General features: G+C 68.5%; 26 protein-coding genes and 1 pseudogene. 22 read left to right on the top strand and 5 right to left on the bottom strand.

Annotation, left to right across the window (positions count from 1 at the left end; translation table 11 throughout):
* Positions 1 to 161 precede the first annotated feature (161 nt).
* From ACGFH9_RS21625 to ACGFH9_RS21585, 9 genes are all read left to right on the top strand, one after another.
* Positions 162 to 1,754, top strand: coding sequence for a cell division protein FtsK (locus ACGFH9_RS21625; RefSeq protein WP_393222055.1), 1,593 nt, complete (start codon positions 162 to 164; stop codon positions 1,752 to 1,754).
* Complete coding sequence (locus tag ACGFH9_RS21620; RefSeq protein WP_357173769.1) at positions 1,751 to 1,993, top strand: hypothetical protein; 243 nt, start codon at positions 1,751 to 1,753, stop codon at positions 1,991 to 1,993. The genes ACGFH9_RS21625 and ACGFH9_RS21620 overlap by 4 nt, the downstream gene beginning before the upstream one ends.
* Positions 1,994 to 1,998: 5 nt before the next feature.
* Entirely contained in the window at positions 1,999 to 2,190 is a 192-nt protein-coding gene (locus ACGFH9_RS21615) for a hypothetical protein (protein WP_377668278.1), read from the top strand.
* Positions 2,187 to 2,726 carry a DUF2637 domain-containing protein gene (locus ACGFH9_RS21610; protein WP_393222052.1) on the top strand — a complete coding sequence of 180 codons (540 nt, stop codon included), beginning with the start codon at positions 2,187 to 2,189 and terminating at the stop codon, positions 2,724 to 2,726. Before ACGFH9_RS21615 ends, ACGFH9_RS21610 begins: the two co-directional genes overlap by 4 nt.
* Positions 2,723 to 4,471: a replication initiator gene (locus tag ACGFH9_RS21605; protein WP_393222049.1), complete on the top strand. Its 1,749-nt coding sequence runs from the start codon at positions 2,723 to 2,725 to the stop codon at positions 4,469 to 4,471. The genes ACGFH9_RS21610 and ACGFH9_RS21605 overlap by 4 nt, the downstream gene beginning before the upstream one ends.
* Entirely contained in the window at positions 4,471 to 4,653 is a 183-nt protein-coding gene (locus ACGFH9_RS21600) for an AlpA family transcriptional regulator (protein WP_112601013.1), read from the top strand. The genes ACGFH9_RS21605 and ACGFH9_RS21600 overlap by 1 nt, the downstream gene beginning before the upstream one ends.
* On the top strand, positions 4,653 to 5,855 hold the full coding sequence (locus ACGFH9_RS21595) for a tyrosine-type recombinase/integrase (RefSeq protein ID WP_393222046.1): 1,203 nt from the start codon (positions 4,653 to 4,655) through the stop codon (positions 5,853 to 5,855). Before ACGFH9_RS21600 ends, ACGFH9_RS21595 begins: the two co-directional genes overlap by 1 nt.
* Before the next feature lie 83 nt (positions 5,856 to 5,938).
* The gene (locus ACGFH9_RS21590; protein WP_393222043.1) at positions 5,939 to 7,153 is read left to right on the top strand and encodes an ATP-binding protein; all 1,215 of its coding nucleotides are present in this window, start codon (positions 5,939 to 5,941) and stop codon (positions 7,151 to 7,153) included.
* Positions 7,150 to 8,526 carry a hypothetical protein gene (locus ACGFH9_RS21585; RefSeq protein ID WP_393222041.1) on the top strand — a complete coding sequence of 459 codons (1,377 nt, stop codon included), beginning with the start codon at positions 7,150 to 7,152 and terminating at the stop codon, positions 8,524 to 8,526. The genes ACGFH9_RS21590 and ACGFH9_RS21585 overlap by 4 nt, the downstream gene beginning before the upstream one ends.
* Positions 8,527 to 8,785: 259 nt before the next feature.
* On the opposite strand, the gene ACGFH9_RS21580 is transcribed toward ACGFH9_RS21585, so the two are convergent.
* Together ACGFH9_RS21580 and ACGFH9_RS21575 are read right to left on the bottom strand one after the other, a co-directional pair.
* Positions 8,786 to 9,529, bottom strand: coding sequence for an inositol monophosphatase family protein (locus ACGFH9_RS21580; protein ID WP_393222217.1), 744 nt, complete (start codon positions 9,527 to 9,529; stop codon positions 8,786 to 8,788).
* 59 nt (positions 9,530 to 9,588) lie between these two features.
* Positions 9,589 to 10,536 (bottom strand): DUF5919 domain-containing protein, encoded by a 948-nt coding sequence (locus ACGFH9_RS21575; RefSeq protein WP_393222038.1) that lies wholly within the window; start codon positions 10,534 to 10,536, stop codon positions 9,589 to 9,591.
* A gap of 212 nt (positions 10,537 to 10,748) precedes the next feature.
* Between ACGFH9_RS21575 and ACGFH9_RS21570 the strand changes: the two genes are divergently transcribed.
* Together ACGFH9_RS21570 and ACGFH9_RS21565 are read left to right on the top strand one after the other, a co-directional pair.
* Complete coding sequence (locus ACGFH9_RS21570) at positions 10,749 to 11,015, top strand: hypothetical protein (RefSeq protein ID WP_393222214.1); 267 nt, start codon at positions 10,749 to 10,751, stop codon at positions 11,013 to 11,015.
* Between the two features lie 83 nt (positions 11,016 to 11,098).
* Positions 11,099 to 11,266 carry a hypothetical protein gene (locus tag ACGFH9_RS21565; RefSeq protein WP_393222035.1) on the top strand — a complete coding sequence of 56 codons (168 nt, stop codon included), beginning with the start codon at positions 11,099 to 11,101 and terminating at the stop codon, positions 11,264 to 11,266.
* Between the two features lie 70 nt (positions 11,267 to 11,336).
* Here the strand turns inward: ACGFH9_RS21565 and ACGFH9_RS21560 are convergent, their stop codons facing one another.
* Positions 11,337 to 14,132: a TIM-barrel domain-containing protein gene (locus ACGFH9_RS21560; RefSeq protein ID WP_393222032.1), complete on the bottom strand. Its 2,796-nt coding sequence runs from the start codon at positions 14,130 to 14,132 to the stop codon at positions 11,337 to 11,339.
* 218 nt (positions 14,133 to 14,350) lie between these two features.
* Between ACGFH9_RS21560 and ACGFH9_RS21555 the strand changes: the two genes are divergently transcribed.
* Positions 14,351 to 14,524, top strand: coding sequence for a hypothetical protein (locus ACGFH9_RS21555; protein ID WP_355241397.1), 174 nt, complete (start codon positions 14,351 to 14,353; stop codon positions 14,522 to 14,524).
* Between the two features lie 33 nt (positions 14,525 to 14,557).
* Here the strand turns inward: ACGFH9_RS21555 and ACGFH9_RS21550 are convergent, their stop codons facing one another.
* The gene (locus ACGFH9_RS21550) at positions 14,558 to 15,412 is read right to left on the bottom strand and encodes an expansin EXLX1 family cellulose-binding protein (RefSeq protein WP_393222028.1); all 855 of its coding nucleotides are present in this window, start codon (positions 15,410 to 15,412) and stop codon (positions 14,558 to 14,560) included.
* A gap of 157 nt (positions 15,413 to 15,569) precedes the next feature.
* Between ACGFH9_RS21550 and ACGFH9_RS21545 the strand changes: the two genes are divergently transcribed.
* The 5 genes and pseudogenes from ACGFH9_RS21545 (at position 15,570) to ACGFH9_RS21525 (ending at position 20,092) form a co-directional block, all read left to right on the top strand.
* A complete protein-coding gene (locus tag ACGFH9_RS21545) occupies positions 15,570 to 17,162 on the top strand; it encodes an FAD-dependent monooxygenase (RefSeq protein WP_393222025.1) in 1,593 nt (530 codons plus the stop codon).
* A gap of 71 nt (positions 17,163 to 17,233) precedes the next feature.
* Positions 17,234 to 18,034 (top strand): alpha/beta fold hydrolase, encoded by an 801-nt coding sequence (locus tag ACGFH9_RS21540; RefSeq protein WP_393222023.1) that lies wholly within the window; start codon positions 17,234 to 17,236, stop codon positions 18,032 to 18,034.
* Positions 18,035 to 18,415, top strand: a pseudogene (locus ACGFH9_RS21535) (redoxin family protein); the annotation flags it as partial.
* Entirely contained in the window at positions 18,395 to 19,138 is a 744-nt protein-coding gene (locus ACGFH9_RS21530) for a GNAT family N-acetyltransferase (RefSeq protein ID WP_393222211.1), read from the top strand. The pseudogene ACGFH9_RS21535 and the gene ACGFH9_RS21530, both read left to right, overlap by 21 nt.
* 87 nt (positions 19,139 to 19,225) lie before the next feature.
* Positions 19,226 to 20,092 carry a helix-turn-helix domain-containing protein gene (locus ACGFH9_RS21525; RefSeq protein WP_393222020.1) on the top strand — a complete coding sequence of 289 codons (867 nt, stop codon included), beginning with the start codon at positions 19,226 to 19,228 and terminating at the stop codon, positions 20,090 to 20,092.
* 3 nt (positions 20,093 to 20,095) lie between these two features.
* On the opposite strand, the gene ACGFH9_RS21520 is transcribed toward ACGFH9_RS21525, so the two are convergent.
* Positions 20,096 to 20,593 (bottom strand): NUDIX domain-containing protein, encoded by a 498-nt coding sequence (locus ACGFH9_RS21520; RefSeq protein WP_355241417.1) that lies wholly within the window; start codon positions 20,591 to 20,593, stop codon positions 20,096 to 20,098.
* Between the two features lie 184 nt (positions 20,594 to 20,777).
* Between ACGFH9_RS21520 and ACGFH9_RS21515 the strand changes: the two genes are divergently transcribed.
* From ACGFH9_RS21515 to ACGFH9_RS21495, 5 genes are all read left to right on the top strand, one after another.
* Positions 20,778 to 20,981, top strand: coding sequence for a hypothetical protein (locus ACGFH9_RS21515; protein WP_355241419.1), 204 nt, complete (start codon positions 20,778 to 20,780; stop codon positions 20,979 to 20,981).
* Between the two features lie 82 nt (positions 20,982 to 21,063).
* Positions 21,064 to 21,885, top strand: a complete 822-nt coding sequence (locus ACGFH9_RS21510) for a histone (protein WP_393222017.1) — start codon at positions 21,064 to 21,066, stop codon at positions 21,883 to 21,885.
* A 63-nt stretch (positions 21,886 to 21,948) separates the two neighbouring features.
* Positions 21,949 to 23,379: an RNB domain-containing ribonuclease gene (locus ACGFH9_RS21505; protein WP_393222014.1), complete on the top strand. Its 1,431-nt coding sequence runs from the start codon at positions 21,949 to 21,951 to the stop codon at positions 23,377 to 23,379.
* A 32-nt stretch (positions 23,380 to 23,411) separates the two neighbouring features.
* Positions 23,412 to 24,110, top strand: coding sequence for an NADPH-dependent F420 reductase (gene npdG / locus ACGFH9_RS21500; protein ID WP_393222012.1), 699 nt, complete (start codon positions 23,412 to 23,414; stop codon positions 24,108 to 24,110).
* A 24-nt stretch (positions 24,111 to 24,134) separates the two neighbouring features.
* The coding region (locus ACGFH9_RS21495; protein ID WP_393222010.1) for a hypothetical protein at positions 24,135 to 24,566 on the top strand (432 nt) is incomplete at its 3' end.

Below are 24,566 nucleotides of genomic sequence, written 5' to 3'. Positions count from 1 at the left end.
CGCCCCGGTGTCTCTTCCCCCTGCTCTGTCGAGAGAGGTGCAGACGTGTCCAAGGGTAGGCGTCGGGCTGGCCGAAACCGGCCCCGGTGCGGTGTGTGTCAGGCCCGGTTCACCCCGGTCGGAGGTGCCAAGTGATCGGGCGGCCTCGGGGTGAGGTGTTGATGACCTCGGCCGGGGATCTGCTGGTGATCCGGCCGAAGAAGCTCAAGCTGCCGTTGTGGATGGTGCTGCTCGGCCTGCTGCTGAGGTGGTCCGGGCGGGTTCTGTGGTGGTGCCTGCGGCACCCGGTGGTCACGGCTTCGGTGGTGCTGGCGCTCTGGCTCTACGTCGAGTTCGACTGGCCCGGCCTGGTGGTGCCGCTCGTGCTGGCGGCTGGGGTGTCGGCGGTGTGGCGTTGGCGTGACGAGTCGTCCTGGTGGACCTTCCTGGCGGGTCCGTTGCTCGGCTCGTGGCGGCGGGTGTTCGTCTACCGGCGGGCCTGGCGCGAAGCCATGACCCTGTGCGGACTGTCCGAGATGTACGACCACCGGCCGATCCTGCCCGAGCTGCTGCGGGTGCGTTCGGATCAGGCGCTCGACGTGCTGACCGTCCGCATGGTCCGGGGGCAGACGCCGGAGCAGTTCCAGGCGGTCAGCGCCAACCTGGCGTACGCGTTCGGGCGCCGGCACGCACGGGTCTACTCCGAGCGTCCAGGCGATCCGCCGACCCGCACCGGCCGGGGCGCGTGGCTGCTGCGGCTCGTCGACCGGGTGCGGTTTCGGGACCGGCCGACGCTGGTCTACCTGGCGTTGGTCCGTACCGATGCGCTGCGGACTGTGGTCCCGCCGTTCGCGGTGCCGGCGGTGCCGGACTTCACCGCGCTTCCGCTGGCGCGGCGGGAAGACCTGCGTACCTGGTCGCTGCACCTGCTCTCCACGCATGTCCTGGTGGGTGGCGCGACCCGGTCCGGTAAGGGCTCGGTGTTGTGGTCGCTGGTCCGGGTCCTCGGTGGTGGGATCGCCTCGGGCCTCGTCCGGCTGTGGGTGATCGACCCCAAGGGTGGGATGGAGTTCGCGCTCGGCCGTCCGATGTTCGCCCGGTTCGCCGGCAGATCGTTCGAGGCCATGGCCGATCTGCTCGACGAAGCGGTGGAGGTGCTGCGGGAGCGGCAGACTCGGCTTGCCGGCCGGGTTCGCGTCCACACCCCGACCGAGGCTGACCCCCTGGTCGTGGTCGTCATCGACGAGATGGCCGCGCTGACCGCGTACCTGCAAGACGTCGAGCTGCGCAAGCGCATCGCGTCGTCGCTGGGGCTGCTGCTGTCCCAGGGGGCCGGTGTCGGCGTCCTGGTGGTGGCCGCGTTGCAGGACCCGCGCAAGGACGTGCTGCCGTTCCGGGATCTCTTCCCGACCCGGATCGCGCTGGGCCTGACCGAGGCGTCACAGGTCGACATGGTTCTTGGGGACGGTGCCCGAAAGCGGGGCGCGCTCGCGGACCAGATGCCCCGGTGGGCAAAGGGCGTCGGGTACGTCATCCTCGACGGCACCCCCGACCCGATGCGCGTCCGGTTCTCGTACGTCAGCGACGACGACATCCGCGACATGGCCCGGCAGTACCCGGCTCCGGCCGACGCCTCGGACATCCTCGCCCAGGTCGGCCGGGAGACCGCCGCCGAACCGGTCCGGCTTCCGCTGCCTCGTAAGCCGTCCGGGCCGCTGCTGCCCGAATCCCTGCGCAACCTGCTCGACCGGGACGCCGGGGGTGATGCCCGATGACCGGTCGCCGCTTCTACCGACTGCGTACCCCCGAACCGGTCACCGCCGTCTCCGTCCGCGTCGACCCGGAGCGGCCCGACCCGTACCCCGTCTATCTGGCGGTCGGTGCCGGACGGCGACGGATGGCACTGACCCCCGACGAGGCGTGGGCGCTCTGGCGCTGCCTCTCCGAAGCCGTCGCCGCACTCGGCACCCCACCCGACTACATCCGCACCGACATCCGACCGGCCCGGAGGTAACCGCCGTGAACCCCCTCACCCGCATCATCGACCGGCTCCGGCGTCCGCTGCGCATCCGGCTCGTCGGCCCCTCCGACCAGACCGCCGCCGCCCTGCACGGCGTGGCGCACATGGTCAACCGACGCCCCGACATGAACGGCCGACGTATCCGCATCGACCTGACCATCCGCGAAAAGCCGCTGGAGGAATGGCGATGAGCAACGGCACCGAATCGGCGGTACGCCTGCTGATCCTGCTCGCCATCGGCACCATGGCCGGTGCCGCCGCCTTCACCCACGTGCACGACCTGTCCGTCGCCCACGGCCAGCCCGACTGGATCGGCTGGGCCAACGCGGTGGCGGTCGAGCTGATGGCGATCTACCTCGGGTTGGAGATCCGTGCCCGGCGGCGCGCCGCCCGCCCGGTCGGCCTGGTCGGCTCGCTCCTGGTGGCGTTCGCGCTGCTGTCCCTCGCCGCCCAGGTCGCGGAGGCCGAACCGTCAGTGTGGGGCTGGACCGTGGCTGCGGTGCCGTCGCTGGCATTCCTCGCACTGGTCAAAGTTGTCCTGTCCAACGCCCCGGTTGCCCCGGCGGCCGACGAGCCGGACCAGCCGACCGCGTACCAGTACGAGGAGCCCGCCACCGTCGAGCCGGTCCGCCCGGCAGAGCCGATGCCGTCGATCGCCCCGGCCGTGGTGCCTCCGCGCACTGTCGTCCCATCCAACCGGCCGCACGTCGTCGGGATCATTCAGTGACCGCTCCGACCCTGCCCGGCCTCGAACCCGCCCCGACCCCGGTTGCACCTCGGCCGGGGTCGCGGGCGGCCCGCATGGCGCTACCCCGCTCGGTCGACGTGCTCAAGGAGATCGCGGCCGAGTACGGCGTCTGCGTCCGGCCACTCGCCATGCGCCGCACGGATCTCGCCACCGGGCTGACCGAGGTCATCGACCTGCCCTGTGGGGCGACCCGTGAGGACAAGTGCGGCCCGTGCGCCAAGAAGAACCGCCGGCTGCGGCAGGCCCAGATCCGGGAAGGCTGGCACCGCGACGACGAGCCGCTACCGCCACCGGAGCCGGCGACTGAGGAACAGAAGGCGCTTGTCCTGCTGCGCGGACACCTGGAGTTCTCCCGTGACGAGGCGTCTCGGGCGAGCCAGTGGGACGAGGTCGCCGACCTCGACGAGGCGATCCGCGAGGTGGAAGAGGCGATCACGGCCGAAGGGCTCCGGGGACGCATCGCACCGCCACACTCGACCGGCGACGAGGACCAGGACGACGAGGACACCGGTAGGCGCCGCAAGCGCTCCACCCGGCGACGGCAGGATGCCCCGGACCTGCCTCGTCGCAAGGTCGAGCGCCGCACGGTCGGCAAGACGTACACCGCGCCGGACGGCTCGACCTACCGACCGTCGATGTGGTTGACGCTCACCCTCGACTCGTACGGCCCGGTCCGCCCGGACGGCACCCCGCTCAACCCGGACAGGTACGACTATCGCCGCGCCGCATGGGATGCCGTGCACTTCCCCCGGCTGCTGGACCGGTTCTGGCAGAACCTGCGCCGCTGTGAGGGCTGGAACGTCCAGTACGCCGGCTGCGTCGAGCCGCAACGCCGCCTCGCCCCACACGCGCACTTCGCCATCCGGGGCACCATCCCGCGTGACGTGCTGCGGACCGTGGCGGCAGCGACCTATCACCAGGTGTGGTGGCCCTCCGTCGACGTGCAGCGGTACACCGTCGACCGGCTCCCGGTCTGGGACGAGCAGGCTTCGACGTGGGTCGACCCAGACACCTGCGCGCCGCTGAGCACCTGGACGGAAGCCCTCGACGCGATCGACGAGAACCCCGACGCCGAACCGGTGCACGTCGTGCGCTTCGGCTCGCAGGTCGACGCACGCGGCGTCATGCCCGGCACCGAGGACGCAGAGCGGACCATCCGGTACGTCACGAAGTACATCACCAAGCACACCGGCGACGTCCACAAGGCCACCAGCGGCCGGCAGCGGGCGCACATGGACCGGCTGTGGCAGGAACTCCAGCTGACCCCGTGCACCGACCGTTGCGCGAACTGGCTGCTCTACGGCGTCCAGCCCCGCAAGGCACACGCCAAGCTCAATCCGGGCCGCTGCAAGGGCAAGGTCCACCAGCGGGACACCCTCGGCATCGGCGGCCGGCGCATCCTCATCTCCCGCGACTGGTCCGGCAAGACGCTCTCGGACCACAAGCACGACGTGCGGGCGTGGGTGCGGGCTCTGCTCGGCGTGAGCGTCGGCCTGGATGGCGTCGACGACCAGGGCGCGACCGTCGAACCGGTCCGGCACGCCTGGGAACTCGCCCGACCCGACGACCCCGACGTGCCGGCCATGGCTCACCGGCTGCTGCGGTCGATCAGCGAACGTGCCCGCTGGCGCTCCGAACTCCTCGCCGCTAAGGACCGGGCCGCGCAGCTATCCGAGGCCGGATCGACGGCGGGAGCAGACGGCACGACGGGGGAGAGGCTTTGATGGCGGCGAACGATGGGCTCTGGACGATCCGGGACGTGGCGGCGTACCTGCGGGTGCCGACCGAGACGCTGTATCGCTGGCGCAAGGTCAAGTACGGTCCGCCCGCGGCCCGGGTAGGTCGACACCTGCGGTACGAGCCGGAAACGGTCCGGTCATGGGTACGTGAGCAGGCGGCAGCCTGATGGGACACGTAGAGGACCGCTGGTACAAGGTGATCCGGCACGAAGGCGGCCGGAAAGAGCGGATCAAGTCGGACCTGTTCGGCAAGGGGATGCGCTACCGGGTCCGGTACATCGGCCCGGACGGTCGCGAGCGTAGCCAGTCCTTCCCCGACCGAGCGAAGCGCGAGGCTGACGCGTTCCTTGTCTCCACCGAGACGGACAAACTCCGAGGCTCCTACGTCGACCCGTCCGCCGGTCGGATGGCCTTCGCGGAGTACGCCGAGAACTGGTTGCGGACGCGCTCCTTCGATGAGTCGACCCGGGAGAGCACCGAGTTCCGGGTACGGAAGCACCTGCTGCCGTTCTTCGGCTCTCGGCAACTGGCCTCGATCAAGCCGGGACACATCCGGGAGTGGGACGCCGGGATGGTCGGCAAGCTCGCCCCAGCGACCCGGGCCGTCGTCTTCGCCCACCTACGGACCATCCTCGGGGCGGCCGTCGACGACGAGCGGATTGCCAAGAACCCGTGTTCAGCAAAGTCGGTCAAGCCACCCCGGCCGGCGCATCGTCGCGTCGTTCCCTGGCGGGCCGACGAGGTTTCGGCAATCCGCGGTGGCCTCGCTGAGCGGTACCGTCCGATGGTTGACTTGGGCGCAGGCTGCGGGATGCGGCAGGGCGAGATCTTCGGCCTGGGCGTCGATGACGTTGACCTCGACTCGGGCTGGCTGCACATCGTCCGGCAGGTCAAGGTGGTCCGTTCCCGGCTGGTCTTCGGCCTACCCAAAAACGATCGGGACCGTCGCGTGCCGCTACCTGGCTCGGTAGCGCAGTCGCTCAAGGAGCACGCCGAGAAGTACCCCCCGCTCTCGATCACCCTGCCGTGGGAAGACCCGTTCAGCGACGAGCGGGTGACGGTGCCGCTGGTCTTCACGACCACTCGGCGGGGTGCGATCAAGCGGGCCACCTTCGATGGCAAGAGTTGGCGACCGGCGGTCGAAGCGGCCGGCATCGTCCCCACCCGGGCGACCGGGATGCACGCGCTTCGCCACTTCTACGCCTCGGCGCTGCTTGACGCGGGGGAGAGCATCAAGGCCCTCGCCTCGTACCTCGGGCACTCCGACCCCGGCTTCACGCTCCGGGTCTACACGCACCTGATGCCGGCCAGCGAGGAACGCACCCGCCGAGCGATTGACGACCTGTTTGTATCCGGTAGCAGTCTGTGACGGTGGCGCGTGTTGTGGTGGCAATCCGACAGGTTGTCTGCGCGTCAGGATGAATACTGGCGTCGAGGTCCTATTCTTTCGTCGTGACGGAGATCGAAGCCTCTAGCGGATGGGGGCAGCTCGCACGCGTCCGCTACGTGGAAAATGAGCGCTGCGTGTACATCGAGATGCCAAACGGGTCGATCGGCTGGGTCGAGTCCCCGAGGCCGGTGAATTATGAGCCGGGCCAAGTGATCCTGATTTTAGGCGATAAGATTGAAGTCGCCCCTGAAGGTCTCTGGAAGTCCGATACGTGGGTAGCGGTCGTTCGCATTAAGAAGGACGACTGCACGGTTGTCGAGTTCGGTGGAAGTACGCGTATTGTCCCACCGGGCGGCGTTCCCCATGCTGTTGGGAACACCGTCGAGGTGTCTGCGGACGGCGTGCTTCGTGTGTTGGACGAAAAGCCGATCCGTTTTCTTGATCTGCCGGAGCTTGATGACGGCATGATCAGCAACTTCATCGATCGCCGCGACCGAGAATTACAGTCGTTCGATGACTTTGGAGGCTTGGAGAGTGTCATCACTCGCGCTCGCGAGCTCATAGAGCTGCCATTAAAGCATCACGATCTCCTTGAGAGAATCGGTGCGCGTCGGGTAAAGGGAGTGCTCTTTACTGGCGAACCTGGGACAGGGAAGACGATGCTTGCGCGCATCATAGCTCAAGAATCCCAAGCAACGTTCTATCAGATCAACGGGCCTGAAGTCGTAAGCAAGTGGTTCGGGCAGAGTGAAGAGTTGCTTCGCAAAATTTTCGCTCATGCAAAGCGACAAGAGAGTGCCATCATATTCTTCGATGAGATTGATAGCATTGCCGGGCAGCGTGACGATGAAGCTCATGAAGCGTCAAACCGCTTAGTTGCTCAGTTGCTGACCTTGATGGATGGGTTTAATGCTGACAGCAATGTCGTCGTCATTGCAACAACCAATAGGCCGCATGACATTGATGTTGCCTTGAGGCGGCCTGGTAGGTTTGATTGGGAGATTCACTTTCCTCTGCCAGGTCGCGGAGATCGAGAGCAAATTTTAGCGGTCTCTGCGCGCCGGTTGAGAACCGTAGATCCTTTGCCTCACGCCTTTGTGGCCGCACGTACGGACGGCTGGAGTGCGGCGGCCTTGGCGGGAATCTGGACCGAGGCAGCGTTTCTTGCCGCAGCTGATCGCCGAGATTCAATCATGGCTGAAGATTACATTGGCGGCTTTGAGCGGGTTGAGGAATGGCAGCGCCAAAAGGCAATTAAATCGGTGGGGATTGCATGAACTTTTTCAAGCGTCGGATCGCTAGCCTGCGACGTCGTAAGAGAGTCAAGGCGGCTAGGTCTCTTACGACTCCCCTTCGTGAATTCGTTTATCTTGATGAGGTCAGCGTTTACAGTCTGCTCGCTTCCCGGCAGGGTGCACTAGCCTCGGAATATACAGACACAAGCACCAGCGCTGCCCGAGGGGAGCTGTCGGGAAAAATTGGTTTGGGCGTAGGAGCCACGAAAGGTGAGCTGTCGTCGAAGAGTGAGCAAGCCTATACGCAGTCCTCGCAAGTTCTTCGCAAGTCGACGGTTCAGGCCGCCTTCAAAGAGTTGTATGAGGGCGAGGAGGGTCGACTGGGTGTTACGCCCTTGACGGTGAACGAAAGCCCCCCTCGGGTGCGATCGTGGCAAGGCCTCGCGACGAACTTCACTGATCCAATTTATGATGGTTGGGTTATCCGGCCGTCGAATTTGGAAAGAGGGTTGTTGGTAGAGCTTGAGATCGAGCTTTCAACCCATTCGATCTTCAAGATGACATCAATCATGTCGGCTTTGTCGGCTCTGATAGTCGAGAATCCAGAGCTTTTTCCGCAATCCCAATTTCCGCAACTTCAAGAGGTTGCTGCCGTCAATCGGGTGCTGGACAAGTTGCTCGTCGGGCTCATCCCACTTCGATGCCGCGCGCTCGACTATTGCGTAGTGGACTTTGGTGGTGAAAGAGTTGCAGTTCATACTCGCTTGACGGAGCACATTGCTCCTGATTTGCAATATGTCCCAAGACCTCTCTATGTAGTTGGCGTTACTGAGGAGCGCCTATATTGGAAGGATGTGCGGCGGGTGCTCTTCACTGGGCAGCGCTTCCGAATCCTTTCCAGATTGAACGCTGGCGGCGTGCGAAGTAGCTGGGTTCCCGTAAAGCTTGTAGATGTTCTGCGGGACGTTGTTCCGGATTTGGCGGTTCAGGTCGAGCAGGCAGGCAGAGCGTTCGGTCAAAATTCAGCCTCGCAAGGCCTGAATGATGATCGTAGTGCGACCGTCGCCCTCGCATTGATTGCCTATTCGATGCTTCTTGCGGAACACTATGACGTTGTAATCGATGCCGATCAGAAATCGGCGTTCACGGCCCTCGCTGCACATCATTGTCGAGAGTTCGAGGGCTATGACGCTAGGCGCCGTGCGTTTGAAGCCATCGCAAACCACTTCGCGACGACTTACGCGGTCAAGGTCGATTCCGTTGTGGCTGCTCAACTTCGCTCGGCTGCGCTGGCGGACACGCTCCTTCTGCCCGATGGTCAGTCGGTCGCGGTGTCTGCCTCGACGAGTCCCACGCAACCCAAGCCGACCGACGAGATGCTCTTGGACGGCGAGGTCGTTGCGATCTACTGGTAGCAGCGACGGCCTGGCGACGGCCTGAAGCGGCTGTGGCTGTGCTCCATCCCTGTTCAATGGGTCTACCACGGTCATAATCCGGCGTACAGGTCGACTCGTCCGTCGCCCACCAGGTCGCGGCCTCGATCGGGGCTGCGAGCTTTTCGTGTGGGATCGCCCGGTAGCGGTCGGCCGGGAAGCGGTTCTGATTAGCTGCACTGGCCTCGGCGCGTTGATCGGGTCGGCTTTCGATCTCTCATTCCGGGTGCTCACGAACACGTCAGTGAGCCTGCGGGGAAGAGAGAGCTTGCTGGACGAGCGCGAGGACGAGCGGAAGAACCCGATCGTTTCCGCCGACTGTCGCAGTAGAGTCTGCACTGTGTGGCGCTCCGTCGACGTCGACCAACTGGACGCCGGACTCTTTCGCGATCACGACGCCCGCAGCCGTGTCCCATGGCTTGTTGTTCAGCATGATGAAAGCATCGATCTTGCCATGAGCGAGCCATGCCAGGTCGATTGCGGCCGATCCGTGCATGCGTATCCGTTGAACATTCCGCACTAGTTGATGCGTGATAGCAAGCCGCTGGACGTTTTTGGCTGCCGCATCAGTTCCTACAGCGTAGTCTCCAATAGCGACGACGGAATCTTGCAAATCCTCTGTCTGACTGCAATGGATGCGCTCTCCGTTGGCGAAAGCGCCGCACCCTTCGGCGGCTTGATAACGAGTGCCCAGGAATGGTAGATCAATGATGCCTAGGACTGACCTTTTCTTGTGGATCAGGCCGAGAGAAATGGCGCACAGGGGTGAGCCGTGCACAAAATTGACGGTGCCGTCCACCGGATCCAGTGCCCACATGAGTTCCGTGGCATCGCCGCTCAGGCCGTGCTCCTCGCCGAGGAAGCCGATGTCGGGTGCCCTGGCGGCCAGGAGTTCGCGGACCTGTTGCTCGATGGCGTAGTCCACCTCGGACGCCATGTCGCGGTCACCCTTGCTGGTAAGAGTGCCAGGTCGGAGGGTCCGCATGAGGTGATGCGCCAGGTCGACAGCCTCGTTTGCCAGGGGCAGAAGGTGCGCAAAGCTGCTCATACGTCGCGGCTGCGTTCCCACAGCGAGGTGAACATTCCGTCGAACACCGTGTAGAGGCCGGGAGTGATAGCGGTGCGCTCGACGACCATCGTCGGTGAGTCAACTCCGCGTATCTGCGGTAGGTAATGCTGGACGACGCAGAGTCGGTCGTCAATCAGGAGCACGTTGACACGGGCGGTTTCGTCGTACACGCGGATGGCCAGGCGCTCGTGGGCATCGGCCGGAAGCCGATTGCGGATGCGCCCGGCGAGGTTCTGGATGTTGAGTTCGGTGAGCGCGCTGAGGTGACCGTCTGGATAGTCGTCCTCACGCTCTTGCCTCTTAATTGCGTCGCCAGCAGGGTCAAGAAAAAGGCAGCGGAGGTGGGTGCCGGCGGCCAAGAGTTTGAGGAGTTGGTTGTCGGCATACTGCTGGCAGAGGATGTTGAGCGACAGACCGGCGGCCCGGATGTCCGTAGCGTCGTCGAAGAGGACGTGTGGTGGCATCTTCGCGGTGAACTCCGACCGGCTCAAGTAGACCGCGGTGACGTCGGAACACCACTCCCGGGCATCTTCGTCAACCGGCCGGCAGCGGTCGGCGCATCCTGCCTGGGCGGACACTACTTGTGTGCGGTTGCCGCCCTCGCCGCCAGGACCGGGCGCGGCCTGGGATGGGTGTTCACCAAGAAGCAGTGTCATCCGCGCGTGACCGGGCATGGCAAGGCCGGTGCAGATGCGGGTTAGTACGTCGATGCTGCTGACCCGACGGGTACCGCTGATGATCTCGCTGATCTGAGCCTGACTGAGGCCCGTGGCAACGCCAAGGTGGGTTTGGCTGACGCGGGTTGCGCGCTGAACCAAGCGGAAGACGCGCGCAATGTCGCGGGCGGCCAAAGCGTCGATCATGTCGGTGGTGTCCCAGAGTGAAGGAGGCACTGTTAACGCTGTGGCTGCCCTGACGCTCATGCGTGTGGCTCCTTCCCAAACCTGGGTGGTGGTCAGCTTATCCGGTGGTCATATAGCCGGAACTGATCGACATCCAACGTGGACGAAAGTTATCTGCTCGGTTACTACCCGCTGTGATGGATTGGCGGCTGCTGCGCCTGACAGGTTCGAGGCATGTCAGGAGAGGGATCAGCTAAGCGGACCATCTGGCGGGGGTCGCGGTGATCGGGACGATGAAGGCCGGCGACGTCATCCACCTGACCACCGCCGCGAGCGTGCAGTTCTTGCGCCCGATCTTCGTTCGCGTCATCCGCGAGTTGCCCGAGCGGCACACGTACGACGGTTGGGTCTGGATTGAGGGTTACCAGTTGAACGCGGCGGGCGACGCCGTGGCGCGGCGCGAGTTGTTTGTGATGCGAGCGGGCGTACGGCTGCAACCCCTGCCCGTCACACCGACCAGGCCGGCCAAACGCCTGCGACGTCCGGTGCGGGTCGGATGAACCCGCACCTGCCGATGCGCCCAGCATGGCGGTGCCGCAACTGCGCCGCGCCCTGGCCGTGCGGTCCCGCTCAGCTCGCGCTCGTGACCGAGTTCTACGGTCATTCGATCGCGCTGGCGTTCTACCTGGCCGCGTCGATGCAGGAGGCAACCGACGACATGTACGGCCTGGGTCTGCGCCCGGACCTGCCGGCGATGCATGCCAGGTTCCTCGGCTGGTTGTCCCTGGCCCGCCGACCTCGCCGACACTAAATCCAGCCCAACCAAACGAACCGGCCGGGCGGGGTTGCCCCCCACCCGGCCGTCCGGATCTCTAAAAACTTCAGTGCTTCTTGAACACCGGCATGGTGTCCAGCGTGGTGGTGATGGTCTGCGTGGTGCCGCCCCGGTACGTCTTCCCGGTGAAGATGTCGGTCCAGCTGTTGCCCGGCGGGAACCACACCGACGTGGTGGCGGTGTCGCCCGGCGTCGTCACCGGTGCGACCAGGTAGTCCGGGCCGTAGAGGTACTCCGAGCCGGCGGTGGCGTACGCGGCCTGCTCGTTCGGGTACGCCAGGTACATCGAGCGGACGATGGGCGTACCCGTGCGGGTTGCCTCCTTGGCGGCGGCGTAGGTGTATGGCTGGAGTTCCTTGCGCAGGTTCAGGAACTTCTTGGCCGACGCGTTCGCCTCCGGGCCGTACTGCCAGGGCAGCCGGTCGCTGTGGTTGGAGTGCAGCCGGTCGATGGGCTGGAACGTGCCGAACTGCACCCACCGGGCGTACAGGTCGTCGGGGAGCTTGGTGCTGCCCGGTTCGCTGCCCGGCTCCCGCAGGCCGCCGGTGTGCCCGCCGATGTCGTGGCTGACGGCGGCCAGCCCGGTCGCGGCCGACTCGCCCGGGGTGTAGCCGACCTCCATCTGCAGCGTCGCCCAGTCACTGGTGGTGTCGCCGGTGAAGTGCAGCGTGGTGCGCTTGTCGGCCCACGGCCCGGTCGCCACCGGGGTCGGGCTGCCGTAGCCGCCGGCCTGCAACGACCCGTACGCCCGGGAGAAGGCGAAGCCGGTCTTGTCGGCGTACTGCTGGTTGATCCACGCGTCACCGGTCACGCCGGCGAGCGAGGACGTGGTGTTGTCGCAGCACCAGTCCAGCCACCACAGGTCGGGGCCCTTGCTGCCCTTCGGGATCATCCCGTCGTGCAGCTGCAGATAGGCCTTGAGCTGGTCCGGGTCACCGAAGTCGAACGTGTAGCAGTCGGGACCGCCGTTGCAGCCGACGCGCTGGAGCTTGCCCTTCGCGGTGGCCTGCGCCTGGGCGAACTTCGGGTCCGAGCCGAGGATGCTCGGGTGGATGTTGATGCCGGTGTGCAGGCCCTGCTTCTTCGCCCAGTCGAAGAACGCCTTCGGGTCGGGGATGCGGGTGGGGTCGATGCTCCAGCCGTTCCACTTGTCCGGCGCCTTGATGTCGGTGTCCAGGACAAGAACATCCAGGGGTACGCCTTCGGCCTTCGCCCGGGCCACCAGGTTCTGGAACTCGGTGGCGGTGCGGTCGTAGTACTCGGAGTACCACACCCCGTACGCCCACTTGGGTAGCAACTTCGTGGGGCCGGTCAGGGTCGACAGGTCCTTGAGGCCGCGGGTGAAGTCCTGCCCGTACGCGAAGACGTAGCCGTCCTGTTCGGGCGCGGGCCGGGGCTTGGTGGTGCGCAGGGCCGATGCCGAGTCGTCGAGCAGGTACCAGCCGTCCTGGTAGAGCAGGCCCGGGGCGGTGAGCGCGGAACCGGTCACGCCGTCCAGGCCCCGGCGGTAGCCGCCGAGCGGCGCGTGCGGGGCGAGCAGCGGGGAGGCTCTGCCCGTGACGGCGACCGTGTCGACGTTGACGTTGCAGCTGGCGTCGGTGGGGCAGCCCAGCGTCACGGTGGTGGTGCCCCGGTCGAGGTGGACCGGGACGGAGACGGTGTTCCAGTAGTCCCATCCGCTGGTCGGTGGCAGGGTCGCCGTGACCGGTGCCGCCGTTCCCGCCGTCACCGACAGGGTGCGCGTCTGGCTCGGCTGGGCGCCGGCCTGCCCGTTGGCGTAGCGGATCTGCACCTGGTAGTCGCCCGCCGCGGGTACATCCGTGACGGTGAGGGCGACGGCGGCGCTGGTGCTCTCCAGGCCGGCCAGGAATCCCGTATCCGAAGCGCCGTTGTGGTCGTTCGCGGGCCGCGCGCCGCCGGTCAGCGCGCCGGTCTCGGCCTCTCCCAGCGTGCCGAACCGTAGGGGCTGCGGCTGGGGGGTGGCCGGCGCGGGGAACGGGTCACCCGGGTTGACCACGGCGAGGCTGTCGATGTTCGCGTTGCCGGAGTCGTCGGCACCTCGTACGACGCGGATCTCGTGCCGGCCGGCGGTGAGGTCGACCGGCACGCTGGCCGTGGCCCAGGTGTCCCAGTTCGTGGTGGGCGGCAGCGTCAGTGTGTGGCCGTTGTCGCCGTCGACCTGAACCGTGAGGGTGCGGTCCACGTTCTGGCCGTCGCCCCCGGTGCTGTTGGCGTAGCGGACGGCGAGCTGCTTCGTGCCGCCCTCCGGGGCGTCGAGCGCGAAGGTGACCGAGTCGCCGGACGACGCGAAGCCGGCGGCGAACCCGCGCCCGGTGTATCCCTGGTGGTCGGTGGCCACGCCCGGCCCGTTCAGTTGCAGCGCCTCGGCCTCGCAGAGCGCGCCGAACTCGCAGGCCGGAGCGGTGTGGCCGGCCCAGGGCTGGCCCTGCACGTCTTGTTTGCCGGCCTTGAGCTGCACGGTCAGGTTTTCGGCGGTGAACGCGCCCGAGCCGACCTGGTAGCGCAGCGTCATCGCGCCGGTGTCGATGGTGAGCCAGCCGTGCTCGACGTGCTTCGTGAAACGCGTACGGGGGAAGTCGTCGCGCCCGATGGCGTTGAACGTGGCCGCGTCGGTGAACCGGCCGTCCTTCTGGTACTCGGTGCGGATCAGGGTCGGGGACAGCACCTCGAAGCGTGCGTTGCCCGAGCGTACGGCCGCGTCCTGCGCCCGGTGGTGGCTGGCCTGCGCCGGGCCCGCCGGGGCGAGCGCCAGCCCCGTGATGAGAATGCCGGCCGCAGCGGCTGCTGTCGCACGGCGGCGCGGTGAGTTCCGATAGAGCAAGATGCGCTCCTCGTCTCATATGGAGGAAATGAGTCGATGACAACGCTGTCACTTGCCCGAAACGTCTGTCAACGGGCTCGGAGAGTTTCTCTTCTCTCCTTCGCGGGCCCGACCACCAGCCTGAACCTGTGCGTCCGCCCCGGCGCAGGTTGCGGCTGACGACGGCACATCGCCCCTGACCGGTTTGCCGCAGCCGGCGCGCGGGGATGGTCTGCGGCATGTCTTTCTGGAGTCGGTTGAAGCAGAGGCGTCACGAGCAGATCGAGCAGCGGCGTCAGGAGGCCATGGCCAAGGCGATGGCCCGTGGCGCCACCCCGGAAGAGGTGGTGGCCGCCGGCGAGCGGGCCGCTCGCGGCAACAACGCCGCCGTGCTGGGGGCGATCAGCACCTGATCCGCCGCCGACCTGGAGTGGATCAGCGCGCGGTCAGCAGCGTGCGGCGGCCAGCGGAGCTGCGCCGGCCAGGGCCTCGACCGTCGCCGCCGGAGCGGCCGACTCGGCCGGCGGCGTCGGCGAGGGTGAGAGCGACGGCGAAGGCGTTGGGGAGGCGCTGGGCATGGCGGCGACGAGGGAGGCTGTGGTGCGCTGGACCTGCTTCGGCGTCATGCGGATGCCCGTGGCGGTGCTCCGGTGGCCGTACACGTCGGTGACCCTGATGGTGTACGGGCCGGGGCCGATCCCGTCCTCGACGGTCCAGTAGTTGTCGACCTGGCGGGCAGTCTTGCGGAAACCGCCGGTCGGTCCCTTCGCCTCGACCGAGCGCAGCGGGTTGCCGTGGTTGCCGACCTGCACCGCGAACCAGTATTGCGACGCGCCGCCCTTGACTCGGAAGGTGAGGCCGCCGTCGAGTGACGGGTCGACCACCGTCCGGTACGTCACGCGGGCGATGCCCTGCGACCGGTCGGCGATCCGGGTGAACGCCTCGTCGGAGAGGTCGATCTTGCTGCTGCCGCACCCGCCGCACTGGTCCATGACCATCACCCGGACCGTGCCCTTTGGGCCGGTGACGTCCAGGTAGCTGCCGCAGGCGGCAGCGTTGCCGTACTGGGAGGAGCCGAGGGCCACGTAGAGCCGGTCCACGGGCGGACCCGGGAATGAGCAGGTGCCACCCGAGCGGCCCGCGTCGTAGAAGCTCGCCGTGCCCCTGTGGACCGTGTTGCCGCTCGGTGGCGCGGCGCAGGCCGGTGCGGCACCGCCACGGACGGCGAGGGTGACGCCGAGGACGGCGGCCAGGGTGGCAACCCCGACACCGGCGAACCAGTGCTGGCCGCGCCGACTCAAACGAAATCTTCTGTTCGTCCCACCAGGGGTGTTCTGTTCGATTCCGGTGCCGCGTACCCTCACGGCGGCTGATGCTGCCGTACCCGCATGCCGCAGCGCAAAGCGGTACGGGCGGTAGTTGACGGACGCTTCACGTTCTTGCGCTGGTCAGCAGCGAATGTCGTCAGATCGTCAAGAGGCCGGTCATACAGTCGGTGTCGTGACTGATCTTGTGCTGGACCCGGCTGTTCTGGTGGTAGGGGCGGGGCCGACAGGCCTCACTCTGGCGTGCGAGCTGGCTCGCCGCGACATACCGGTTCGGATCATCGAAGCGGCTGCCGAGCCCCGCGCTGGTTCTCGGGGCAAAGGTATGCAACCACGAACCCTGGAGGTACTCGACGACCTCGGCCTTGCTGCTGCGGCTGTCGCCAACGGGCGTTTCCGCATGCTGTTGCGCAAGTACCTGCCGAACGGCGAGACGATCACCCACGAGGTGCTCGCCAACGCCGCCGAGCCCAGCGCGGCGACGCCGTACACGCGGCCCTTGATGATCGCGCAGTACCGCACCGAGGCGCTGCTGCGAACCCGGCTGGCCGAGTTCGGGGTGCAGGTGGAGCAGAACACCCGACTGTTGCGGTTCAGTCAGGACGAGACGGGCGTGTCCGCCTGGCTCGACGCGGACGGTGCAGAAGCCGAGGTCCGCGTCGCCTACCTGGTCGGCTGCGACGGTGGCTCCAGCCTCGTCCGCAAGCAGAGTGGCATCGCCTTCCTCGGTGAGACGGACGAGGACTCCCGGTGGCTGGTGGCCGACGTCGAGCTCGCCGGGTTGGACCGTGACTTCTGGTACCAGTGGATACACGCGTCGGGCGCCGGTCTCGCCCTGTGCCCGCTGCCGGGGATCAATGCGTTCCAGCTACAGACCGGCGTGCCGGCGGACAGTGCCACCACGCTGTCCACCGACGCGATGCAGGCGTTGATCAGCGACATCAGCGGCCGCGCCGACATCCGGATCCAGCACGTACGGTGGCAGTCGATCTGGCGGGCCAACGCGCGGTTGGCCGAGCGTTACCGGGTGGGACGGATCTTCCTGGCCGGCGATGCCGCCCACGTGCACACTCCGGCCGGTGCGCAGGGGATGAACACCGGCATCCAGGACGCGTACAACCTTGGCTGGAAACTGGCCCACGCCGTGTCCGGCGCACCCGACGCGCTGCTCGACACGTATCAGGAGGAACGCCAGCCGGTCGCCCTCGACGTACTGGGTCTCTCCGCGAAGATGTTCGGCGGTGGGCTCGCCACCGTGCTACCGAAGGACGGTCAGCAGCAGTCGGTCACCCAGCTCGGCGTCCGGTACCCGGCGAGCTCGCTCAGCGAACTCCACGGCGAGGTGGCGGCCGGCGTGCTCACCGCCGGGGATCGGGCACCCGGCGGCATGCTCGTGGCGGCGAACGGTGACGCGCTGCGGTTGTTCGACCTCTTCCGCGGCACGCACGTCACCGCCCTGGCCTTCGGGGCCGGGAGCGCCGAGGTCGCCAGCAGGTTGGCCGAGCGCTTCCCGGAGCACGTGCGCGCGTACCGCGTTCTTGGCGCAGGGCAGGCGGCCGACGGTCGGTACACCGATCCCACCGGTGACGTCTTCGCCAACTACGACGCCACCGACGGCACCCTCGTTCTCGTGCGACCCGACGGTTACATCGGCGTCCGCGCGACCGATCCGGACGAGGACCGGATCGTCAGCTACCTGCGCCGGCTCGTTCCCGCACACCGCTGAGATGGCTCCGCATCGAGCCGCTCACCGACCCGACCGCGCACGGCGCGAGCGCGTCGGACGCCTTCCACCTGGTGATCCCGTCGCTGCCCGGGCACGGCTTCTCCGGCAAGCCCACCTCGACGGGCTGGAACCCGCAGAAGATCGCCACTGCCTGGACCGAGCTGATGACGCGTCTCGGCTACGACCGGTTCGTCGCCCAGGGCGGTGACCGGGGAGCGGTCGTCGTGGACCAGATGGGCGTGCAGGCCCCGCCGCAGCTGCTCGGCATCCACACCAACATGCCGGGCGCGGTCCCGCCCGAGATCGACCTGCTGTTCCAGGGCGACACCACCGGCGCGAACAACGCCATGGGATCGCTGCCCTCGGGCCTGTCCGACGACGAGATGCGCGCGGCCACCGAGCTGGACTACGTCTGGAAGCACGTCGCGTACGCCCTGATGATGGCGACGCGTCCGCAGACGCTCACCGCGTTGGCGGACTCTCCGGTCGGCCTGGCGTCGTTCCTGCTCGACCACGACGCGAAGAGCCTCGCCCTGATCGCGCAGGTCTTCGACGGTGCCCAGGCGGGCCTGACCCGCGACGACATCCTGGACAACATCTCGCTCTACTGGCTGACGAACACCGCGGTCTCCGCGTCCCGCCTCTACACGGAGAACAAGCTCTCGTTCTTCGCCACCAAGGGCGTCAACGTCCCGGTCGCCGTGAGCGTCTTCCCCGACGAGCTGTACGAGGCGCCGCAGAGTTGGGCCGAGCAGGCGTACCCGAACCTCATCTACTACAACGAGCTCGACGTCGGCGGGCACTTCGCGGCCTGGGAGCAGCCGAAGCTGTTCTCCGAGGAACTGCGGACCGCCTTCCGGTCACTGCGCTAGATGGCCGTGCACCTGCCGCTGCTCGGCGGGGCGGTCGAGTGGCTCAACTCCGAGCCGCTCGGCCCCGCCGAGCTGCGCGGTCGCGTCGTCCTCGTGAGCTTCTGGACGCTGACCTGCATCAACTGGCTGCGCCAGGAGCCGTACGTCCGGGCCTGGTCGCGGGCCTACCGCGACGACGGCCTGGTCGTCGTCGGGGTGCACACGCCGGAGTTCGGTTTCGAGCACCGGATCGACTGGGTACGCGCCGCCGTCGCGGCGCGCGACATCGACTACCCGGTCGCCGTCGACAGCGACTACGCCATCCGGCGGGCCCTCGCCAACCAGTACTGGCCGGCGCTCTACGTCGTCGACGCCGACGGCGTGATCCGCGACGAGCACTTCGGTGAGGGCCGCTACGAGGAGTCCGAGCGGACCATCCAGCGTCTGCTCGGCATCGAGCGGGACCTCGTACCCGTGCGGGGGGTCGGTGTGGAGGCGGAGGCCGACTGGGACAACCTGCGCACGCCCGAGACGTACCTCGGCTTCGACCGTGGCGAACACTTCGCGTCGCCGAACGGCCCCGCGCTCGACGAACGCCGCGCCTACCAGGTGCCGGAGAGCCTCGGCCTCAACCAGTGGGCCCTCGCGGGGGAGTGGACGACCGGGTCGGAGAACGTCGTGCTGGACCGGGCCGGCGGCGGCATCGCCTTCCGGTTCCACGCCCGCGACGCGCACCTCGTGCTGGCCCCCGGGGCGGGACAGCCGATCCCGTTCCGGGTCCTGCTCGATGGTGACGCTCCCGGCCCGTCGCACGGTGTTGACGTCGACGAGGGCGGCGTCGGCGTCCTGGCCGACGGGCGCCTGTACCAGCTCGTCCGCCAGGGCGGCGCGGTGCGTGACTGGTATCTCGGCGTCCTGGGCACCCACCCGGACAGCGCCGGACGCGGCTGGGGTCGCGCGGTCATGCGGGCCGGGTTGGCGCGTGCGGCGGCCGACGGCCTGCCGGCGATCCTGGAGACCAGCAAGCCGGCGAACGTCGAGCTGTACCGCCGCGCCGGCTGGGAGGTGGTCGGCTCGCTGGCGGAGCCGGTACCCACCTGGGTCATGCAGCAACCGCGCCGTTGACGTACCCGACCAATGCGGGCACCGGATGTCGGGTGGGCCGCCTGCCCTGCCGCCTAGCGTTGCTGCTCGTCAGGGAAGGAGGTCCGGGTGCTGGAGCGGCTCAACGAGGCCATGGCGCACATCGAGCGGCACCTCGATCAGCAGATCGAGGTGACCGAGCTGGCACGGATCGCGCTCACGTCGGAGTACCACTTCCGGCGGCTGTTCTCCGCGCTGGCCGGTATGCCGCTGTCGGAGTACATCCGCCGACGTCGGCTCACCGTCGCGGGCGCGGACGTACTGGCGGGGGAGCGGACGCTGCTCGACGTCGCGGTGCGCTACGGCTACGGATCGGCCGAGGCGTTCGCCCGGGCGTTCCACGCCGTACACGGTGTGGGGCCCGGAGAGGCCCGGCGTACGGGGGCGGCGCTGCGCGCCCAGCCCCGGATGTCCTTCCGACTCACCGTGGAAGGGAGCGGCAGCATGGAGTACCGGATCGTCAGCAAGGACGCGTTCGCGCTGGTGGGGCGCAAGGCTCGTGTCCCGCTGGTGCACGAGGGGATGAACCCGGCGATCGTCGCGTTCATCAGGAGCATCGACAAGGAGACGACAGCTCGGATCGAGGCGCTCTCCGACCAGGAGCCGGCCGGGATCGTCAACGTCAGCGACAACCTCGCCGACAGCCGCGCCGAGGGCAGCGAATTGGACTACTGGCACGGGGTGGTCACCGGTACGACGCCACCGGACGACCTGGACGCGCTGCCCGTGCAGGCCGGAACGTGGGCGGTGTTCACCACCTCCGGCGCGTTCCCGCAGGCGGTGCAGTTCCTCTGGCGGGACGTGTTCACCCAGTGGTTTCCGTCCAACCCGTACCGCAGCCGACCTGGACCGGAGATCTCCCGGGTGCGGGTGTCCGCGGACGGGACCACGGCGGACGCCGAGTTGTGGATCCCCGTCGAGCGGGTCACGGCCTGAGAGTCAGTCGGGCACGTCGTCCCAGCCGGTGCCCGGCGGCAGGTGACCGGCCGACGGGTTGTCGCGCAGCGCGTAGGCGATGACCAGCAGCGCGTGCCGGTCCAACGCGGGCAGCCGGTCCAGCGGGAACCACCGCACGTCCAGCGACTCGTCGTCGTTGACCCGCGCGGTGCCGGACACCACCCGGCAGACGAAGCCCAGGTTCAGGTACTCGCAACGGTCACCGTTGGGATAGGTGTGCGGGTGGGAGACGGCACTGGTCAAACGCAGCGGCGTCACGTCCAGGCCGGTCTCCTCCCGCACCTCCCGGACCAGCGCGGTGGCCGGCTGCTCGCCCGGCTCGACGAAGCCGCTGATCACCGACCAGCGTCCGTCGTCCGAGCGTTGGCCGAGCAGCAGCTCGCCGTCGTCGTTGCGGATGACCGCGCTGACGCTGGGCAGCCACAGCAGGTCGTGGCCGACGTGCCTGCGCATCCGCACGATGTAGTCCGGTACCGCCATCGGGCGATCATAGGCCGCGCGTCCCGCCTCGCCCGACCCCGGGCTTCCGCGCGTCCAGTGCCCCCACCTGCACTTCTTTCGGCGTTTTCGCCCGCGCCGCAGCAAGCGTCTCTACTGTGGAGAGGGTTCGGCGACCTGCGTGATCCGGTGGCGGTCGGCCGGTTCGCGGTGCACAGTGTTTCCCATGAGCGACAGCGGACGTAGTGGGCAGTTCTACTGGTGCACCCGACACCACCGGGTCGAGACGGACGCCGACGTGTGCCCGGCGAAGCACGTCCTCGGCCCGTACGACTCGGCGGCCGACGCGGAGAACGCCCTGCAGCGAGTGCAGGAGCGGAACGAGGCGTGGGAGGCCGAGGACGCGCGTTGGACCGGGGAGGACAGGTAGACGGCGCGGGACGGCCCGCGTCGCGGTAGTTCGTGCTCCGCGAGGACGCACGCGAGAGCACGTCCCCAAGGAGGGAACGACGATGGCCGTTACCCAGCAGGCCACCACACGCCCGGCTGCCCGTAAGACCACCGCGAAGAAGACCGCCGCGGCGGAGCGCGGCACGTCGGCGAGCCGGACCACCCCCGTGCGCAAGTCCACCGCCGCCGCCACGGCCCCGGCCCGCAAGGCGGCCGGCGGCGCGGGGCGTGCCCCGGCGAAGAAGACCACCACGGCGGCCAAGAAGGCCCCGGCGAAGAAGACCACGACCACCGCCGCGGCGAAGAAGACCGCGACCACGACCAGCGCGGCGGCGAAGAAGGCCCCGGCCAGGACCTCGACCGCCGCCCGCAGCACGACCGCCGCCACGAAGCGGACCCCGGCCGCCGCGACGCGCAAGAGCACCACCGCCGCGACCAGGACGACGGGCACTGCCAAGAAGACGACAGGCACCGCCAGGAAGACCACCAGCGCGGCGAAGAAGACCACGGCGTCGGCCGCGAAGAGGGCCACCGCCGCCGCGAAGGCGCCCGCTCGCAAGGTGGCGACCAAGGCGTCCACCGTGAAGAAGACGGCCGCCAAGAAGGCCCCGGCGAAGAAGACGACGGCCAAGAGGGCCCCCGCCAAGAAGGCCCCGGCGAAGAAGGCCACGTCCACCCGTCCGAGCGGCGGCGTCCGCACGGCGGCGGCGAAGAAGGCACCGGCCGCGAAGGTGACCGCCACCTCGTCGACCACCGCGCGCAAGGCCGCGGCGAAGAAGACGACTGCCAAGAAGACCACCGCGGCCAAGGCGCCGGCCCGCAAGGTGACCGCGCGGGCTACCACCACACGGGGTACGGGCACCGCCCGCAAGGCGACCGGCTGAACGGGCCGACCCACCGGCCGGTCACGGGAAGCGGATCACCGGCAGCGCTGTCAGGATTGATCCGTGGTCATCCGACGCGTACTCGCTCCCCGCATCGACTTCGGCGCGCTGCGCCGCGAGCTCGGCCTGCCCGAGGGTTTTCCGGCGGCCGCCCAGCGGGAGGCCGACGCGGCGGCGGCCGCGCCGCCGCGGCCGTCAGTCGACCGCACCGACATACCGTTCGTCACTGTCGACCCGGCCACCTCCCGTGACCTGGATCAGGCGATGCACCTGGCCCGCCGGCCGGGCGGGGGCTACCGCGTGCGGTACGCCATCGCGGACGTCGCCGCCCACGTCCAGCCGGGCGGCGCGCTCGAGGAGGAGACCTGGCGGCGCGGGCAGACGGTCTACCTGCCCGACGGCAACGTGCCTCTGCACCCGGTGACGCTCAGCGAGGGCGCGGCCAGCCTGCTGCCCGACGACGACCGCGCCGCCGTGGTGTGGACCATCGACCTGGACGCCGACGGCGGCACGGTGTCCGTCGAGCTGGAGCGCGCTCTGGTACGCAGTCGGGCCAAGCTCGACTACGTCGGGGTGCAGGCGGCCGCCGACGCCGGTCGGCTGCCCGAGCCGATCGCGCTGCTGCCCGAGATCGGCGACCGGCTGACCGCCCGCGGACTGCGCCGGGGGGCGATCAACCTGCCGCTACCCGAGCAGGACGTGGAGCCCGACGGCGACGGGTGGCGGCTGGTGCTGCGCGGGCCGGCTCCGATGGAGGAGCACAACGCCCAGATCTCGCTGCTGACCGGAATGGCGGCCGCCGACATCATGCTGGCTGGCGGGATCGGCCTGCTGCGGACGATGCCTCCGCCGAAGCCGGACGCGGTGCAACGCCTGCGGGCCGCCGCCGCGCCGCTGGGCGTGCGCTGGCCGGACGGCATGAGCCCCGGCGAGGTGATCGACGCCCTGGACGCCGCGCAGCCGCGTTGCGCCGCGTTCATCGACCAGGCGGCCGAGCTGATGCGCGGCGCCGCGTACACCGCCTTCGACGGCAGTCGACCGGAGCAGCCGGAGCACGGCGAGGTGGCGGCCGCGTACGCCCACGTCACGGCCCCGCTGCGACGCCTCGCCGACCGGTACGCCACCGAGGTCTGCCTGGCCCTACACGCGGGCCGGGAGGTGCCCGACTGGGCACGCTCGGCGCTGCCCCGGCTGCCCGAGGTGATGGCCAGCACCGACCGCGTCGCCTCGGCGGCCAGCCGGGGTGCTGTCGAGCTGACCGAGGCGGTACTCCTGGAACACCGCGTGGGGGAGACCTTCGACGCGGCGGTGCTCGACGTCGACGCCCCTGCCAACGGCAAGTCCCGGCCGCGCCCGCCCGGTGGAACGGTGGCGCTGGACGCCCCGCCGGTCCGCAGTCGCTGCCTCGGAGAACTGCCCCTCGGCGAACGGGTCCGGGTCCGTCTGGTCACCGCCGACCCGGCCGCACGTACGGTGCTGTTCGAGCTGGCCTGAGTCGCCGCCGAGCGGTTTGCGAGGATGAGCCCATGGCATACGACGCGAGCACGCTGCCCGACGTGTCCGGGCTGACGGTCGGCATCATCGGAGGCACCGGCGACCAGGGACGCGGCCTCGCCTACCGCCTCGCCCGGGCGGGGCAGACGGTGCTGATCGGCTCCCGGTCCGCGGAGCGGGCCGCCGAGTCCGCCGCCGAGATCGCCGCACTGCCCCGGATGCCGGCCGACGTCCGCATCACCGGCGCCGCCAACGACGAGGTGGCCCGCCGGAGCGACGTGGTGATCATCGCGGTGCCGTGGGACGGTCACGCCGCCACCGTCGCCGCTCTCGCCGAACCGCTGGCCGGGACGATCGTCGTCGACTGCGTCAACCCACTGGGCTTCGACAAGCAGGGCCCGTACGCGCTCACCGTCGCCGAGGGCAGCGCCGTCCAGCAGGCCGCCGCGCTGCTGCCCGAGTCGCGCGTGTGTGCCGCGTTCAACCACGTCAGCGCCCCACTGCTGGCCGACCCCAAGGTCGACCGGATCGACCTCGACGTGCTGATCTGCACCGAGGACCGGGAACTCGTCGACATCGTCGGAGCGCTCGCCGCGCGAATCCCCGGGATGCGCGGCATCTACGCCGGGCGGCTGCGCAACGCCCACCAGATCGAGGCGTTCACCGCGAACCTGATCGCCATCAACAAGCGCTACAAGGCCCACGCCGGCATCCGCGTCACCGACCTCTGACAGTGCCCTGAGGGATCATGGGGCATGACCGATGCTGACGCGGTGTTGAGGATCGCGGATCTGCGCCGAGCGTGCTCCATGTTGTTGGATGCGGCGGAGAGCCGATTCGGTCCGGAGATCCAGCTGTCTCAGCTCGACGTCGACCACTACTGGAACATGGACCTGGGCGCGGCATTTCGGATGGTCCAGCAGCCCGAGTTGGAGATCGACTGCGGGCAGAGCAGCGACGATGTCGCCGAGCTGGCCGTCGCCGCCCAGGCGGACGGCCCAATCGCCCCGGTGGACGTGCCGATGGTGGTGGCCGCAGCGGAGCACCGAGTTGGCCAGGCTGGTGTCGCCGCCGTCGGCCCAGTGCCGGATGTGGTTGAGTCGGCCCGGGGCGCGGTGGCGGCGTTGCCGCTGCTCCGTTTCCCCGGGCCGCTCTCCGAACCCGGCGTGCGACTTTCACCGCACCGG

It is taken from the genome of Micromonospora sp. NPDC049102, assembly GCF_043197485.1.
Lineage (GTDB): Bacteria > Actinomycetota > Actinomycetes > Mycobacteriales > Micromonosporaceae > Micromonospora.
Note: the sequence above shows the minus strand (reverse complement) of the source record. Positions and strands in the feature narration are given on the sequence as shown.

Bases quoted from the DNA above. Each gene is read 5' to 3' on its own strand.
- ACGFH9_RS21600 (WP_112601013.1), top strand. From the start codon at position 4,471: ATGGCGGCGAACGATGGGCTCTGGACGATCCGGGACGTGGCGGCGTAC.
- ACGFH9_RS21520 (WP_355241417.1), bottom strand. From the start codon at position 20,593: ATGGCGGTACCGGACTACATCGTGCGGATGCGCAGGCACGTCGGCCAC.
- ACGFH9_RS21625 (WP_393222055.1), top strand. From the start codon at position 162: ATGACCTCGGCCGGGGATCTGCTGGTGATCCGGCCGAAGAAGCTCAAG.
- ACGFH9_RS21575 (WP_393222038.1), bottom strand. From the start codon at position 10,536: ATGAGCGTCAGGGCAGCCACAGCGTTAACAGTGCCTCCTTCACTCTGG.
- ACGFH9_RS21545 (WP_393222025.1), top strand. From the start codon at position 15,570: ATGTCGTCAGATCGTCAAGAGGCCGGTCATACAGTCGGTGTCGTGACT.
- ACGFH9_RS21595 (WP_393222046.1), top strand. From the start codon at position 4,653: ATGGGACACGTAGAGGACCGCTGGTACAAGGTGATCCGGCACGAAGGC.
- ACGFH9_RS21510 (WP_393222017.1), top strand. From the start codon at position 21,064: ATGGCCGTTACCCAGCAGGCCACCACACGCCCGGCTGCCCGTAAGACC.
- ACGFH9_RS21610 (WP_393222052.1), top strand. From the start codon at position 2,187: ATGAGCAACGGCACCGAATCGGCGGTACGCCTGCTGATCCTGCTCGCC.
- ACGFH9_RS21620 (WP_357173769.1), top strand. From the start codon at position 1,751: ATGACCGGTCGCCGCTTCTACCGACTGCGTACCCCCGAACCGGTCACC.
- ACGFH9_RS21555 (WP_355241397.1), top strand. From the start codon at position 14,351: ATGTCTTTCTGGAGTCGGTTGAAGCAGAGGCGTCACGAGCAGATCGAG.
- npdG (WP_393222012.1), top strand. From the start codon at position 23,412: ATGGCATACGACGCGAGCACGCTGCCCGACGTGTCCGGGCTGACGGTC.
- ACGFH9_RS21585 (WP_393222041.1), top strand. From the start codon at position 7,150: ATGAACTTTTTCAAGCGTCGGATCGCTAGCCTGCGACGTCGTAAGAGA.
- ACGFH9_RS21515 (WP_355241419.1), top strand. From the start codon at position 20,778: ATGAGCGACAGCGGACGTAGTGGGCAGTTCTACTGGTGCACCCGACAC.
- ACGFH9_RS21580 (WP_393222217.1), bottom strand. From the start codon at position 9,529: ATGCGGACCCTCCGACCTGGCACTCTTACCAGCAAGGGTGACCGCGAC.
- ACGFH9_RS21570 (WP_393222214.1), top strand. From the start codon at position 10,749: ATGAAGGCCGGCGACGTCATCCACCTGACCACCGCCGCGAGCGTGCAG.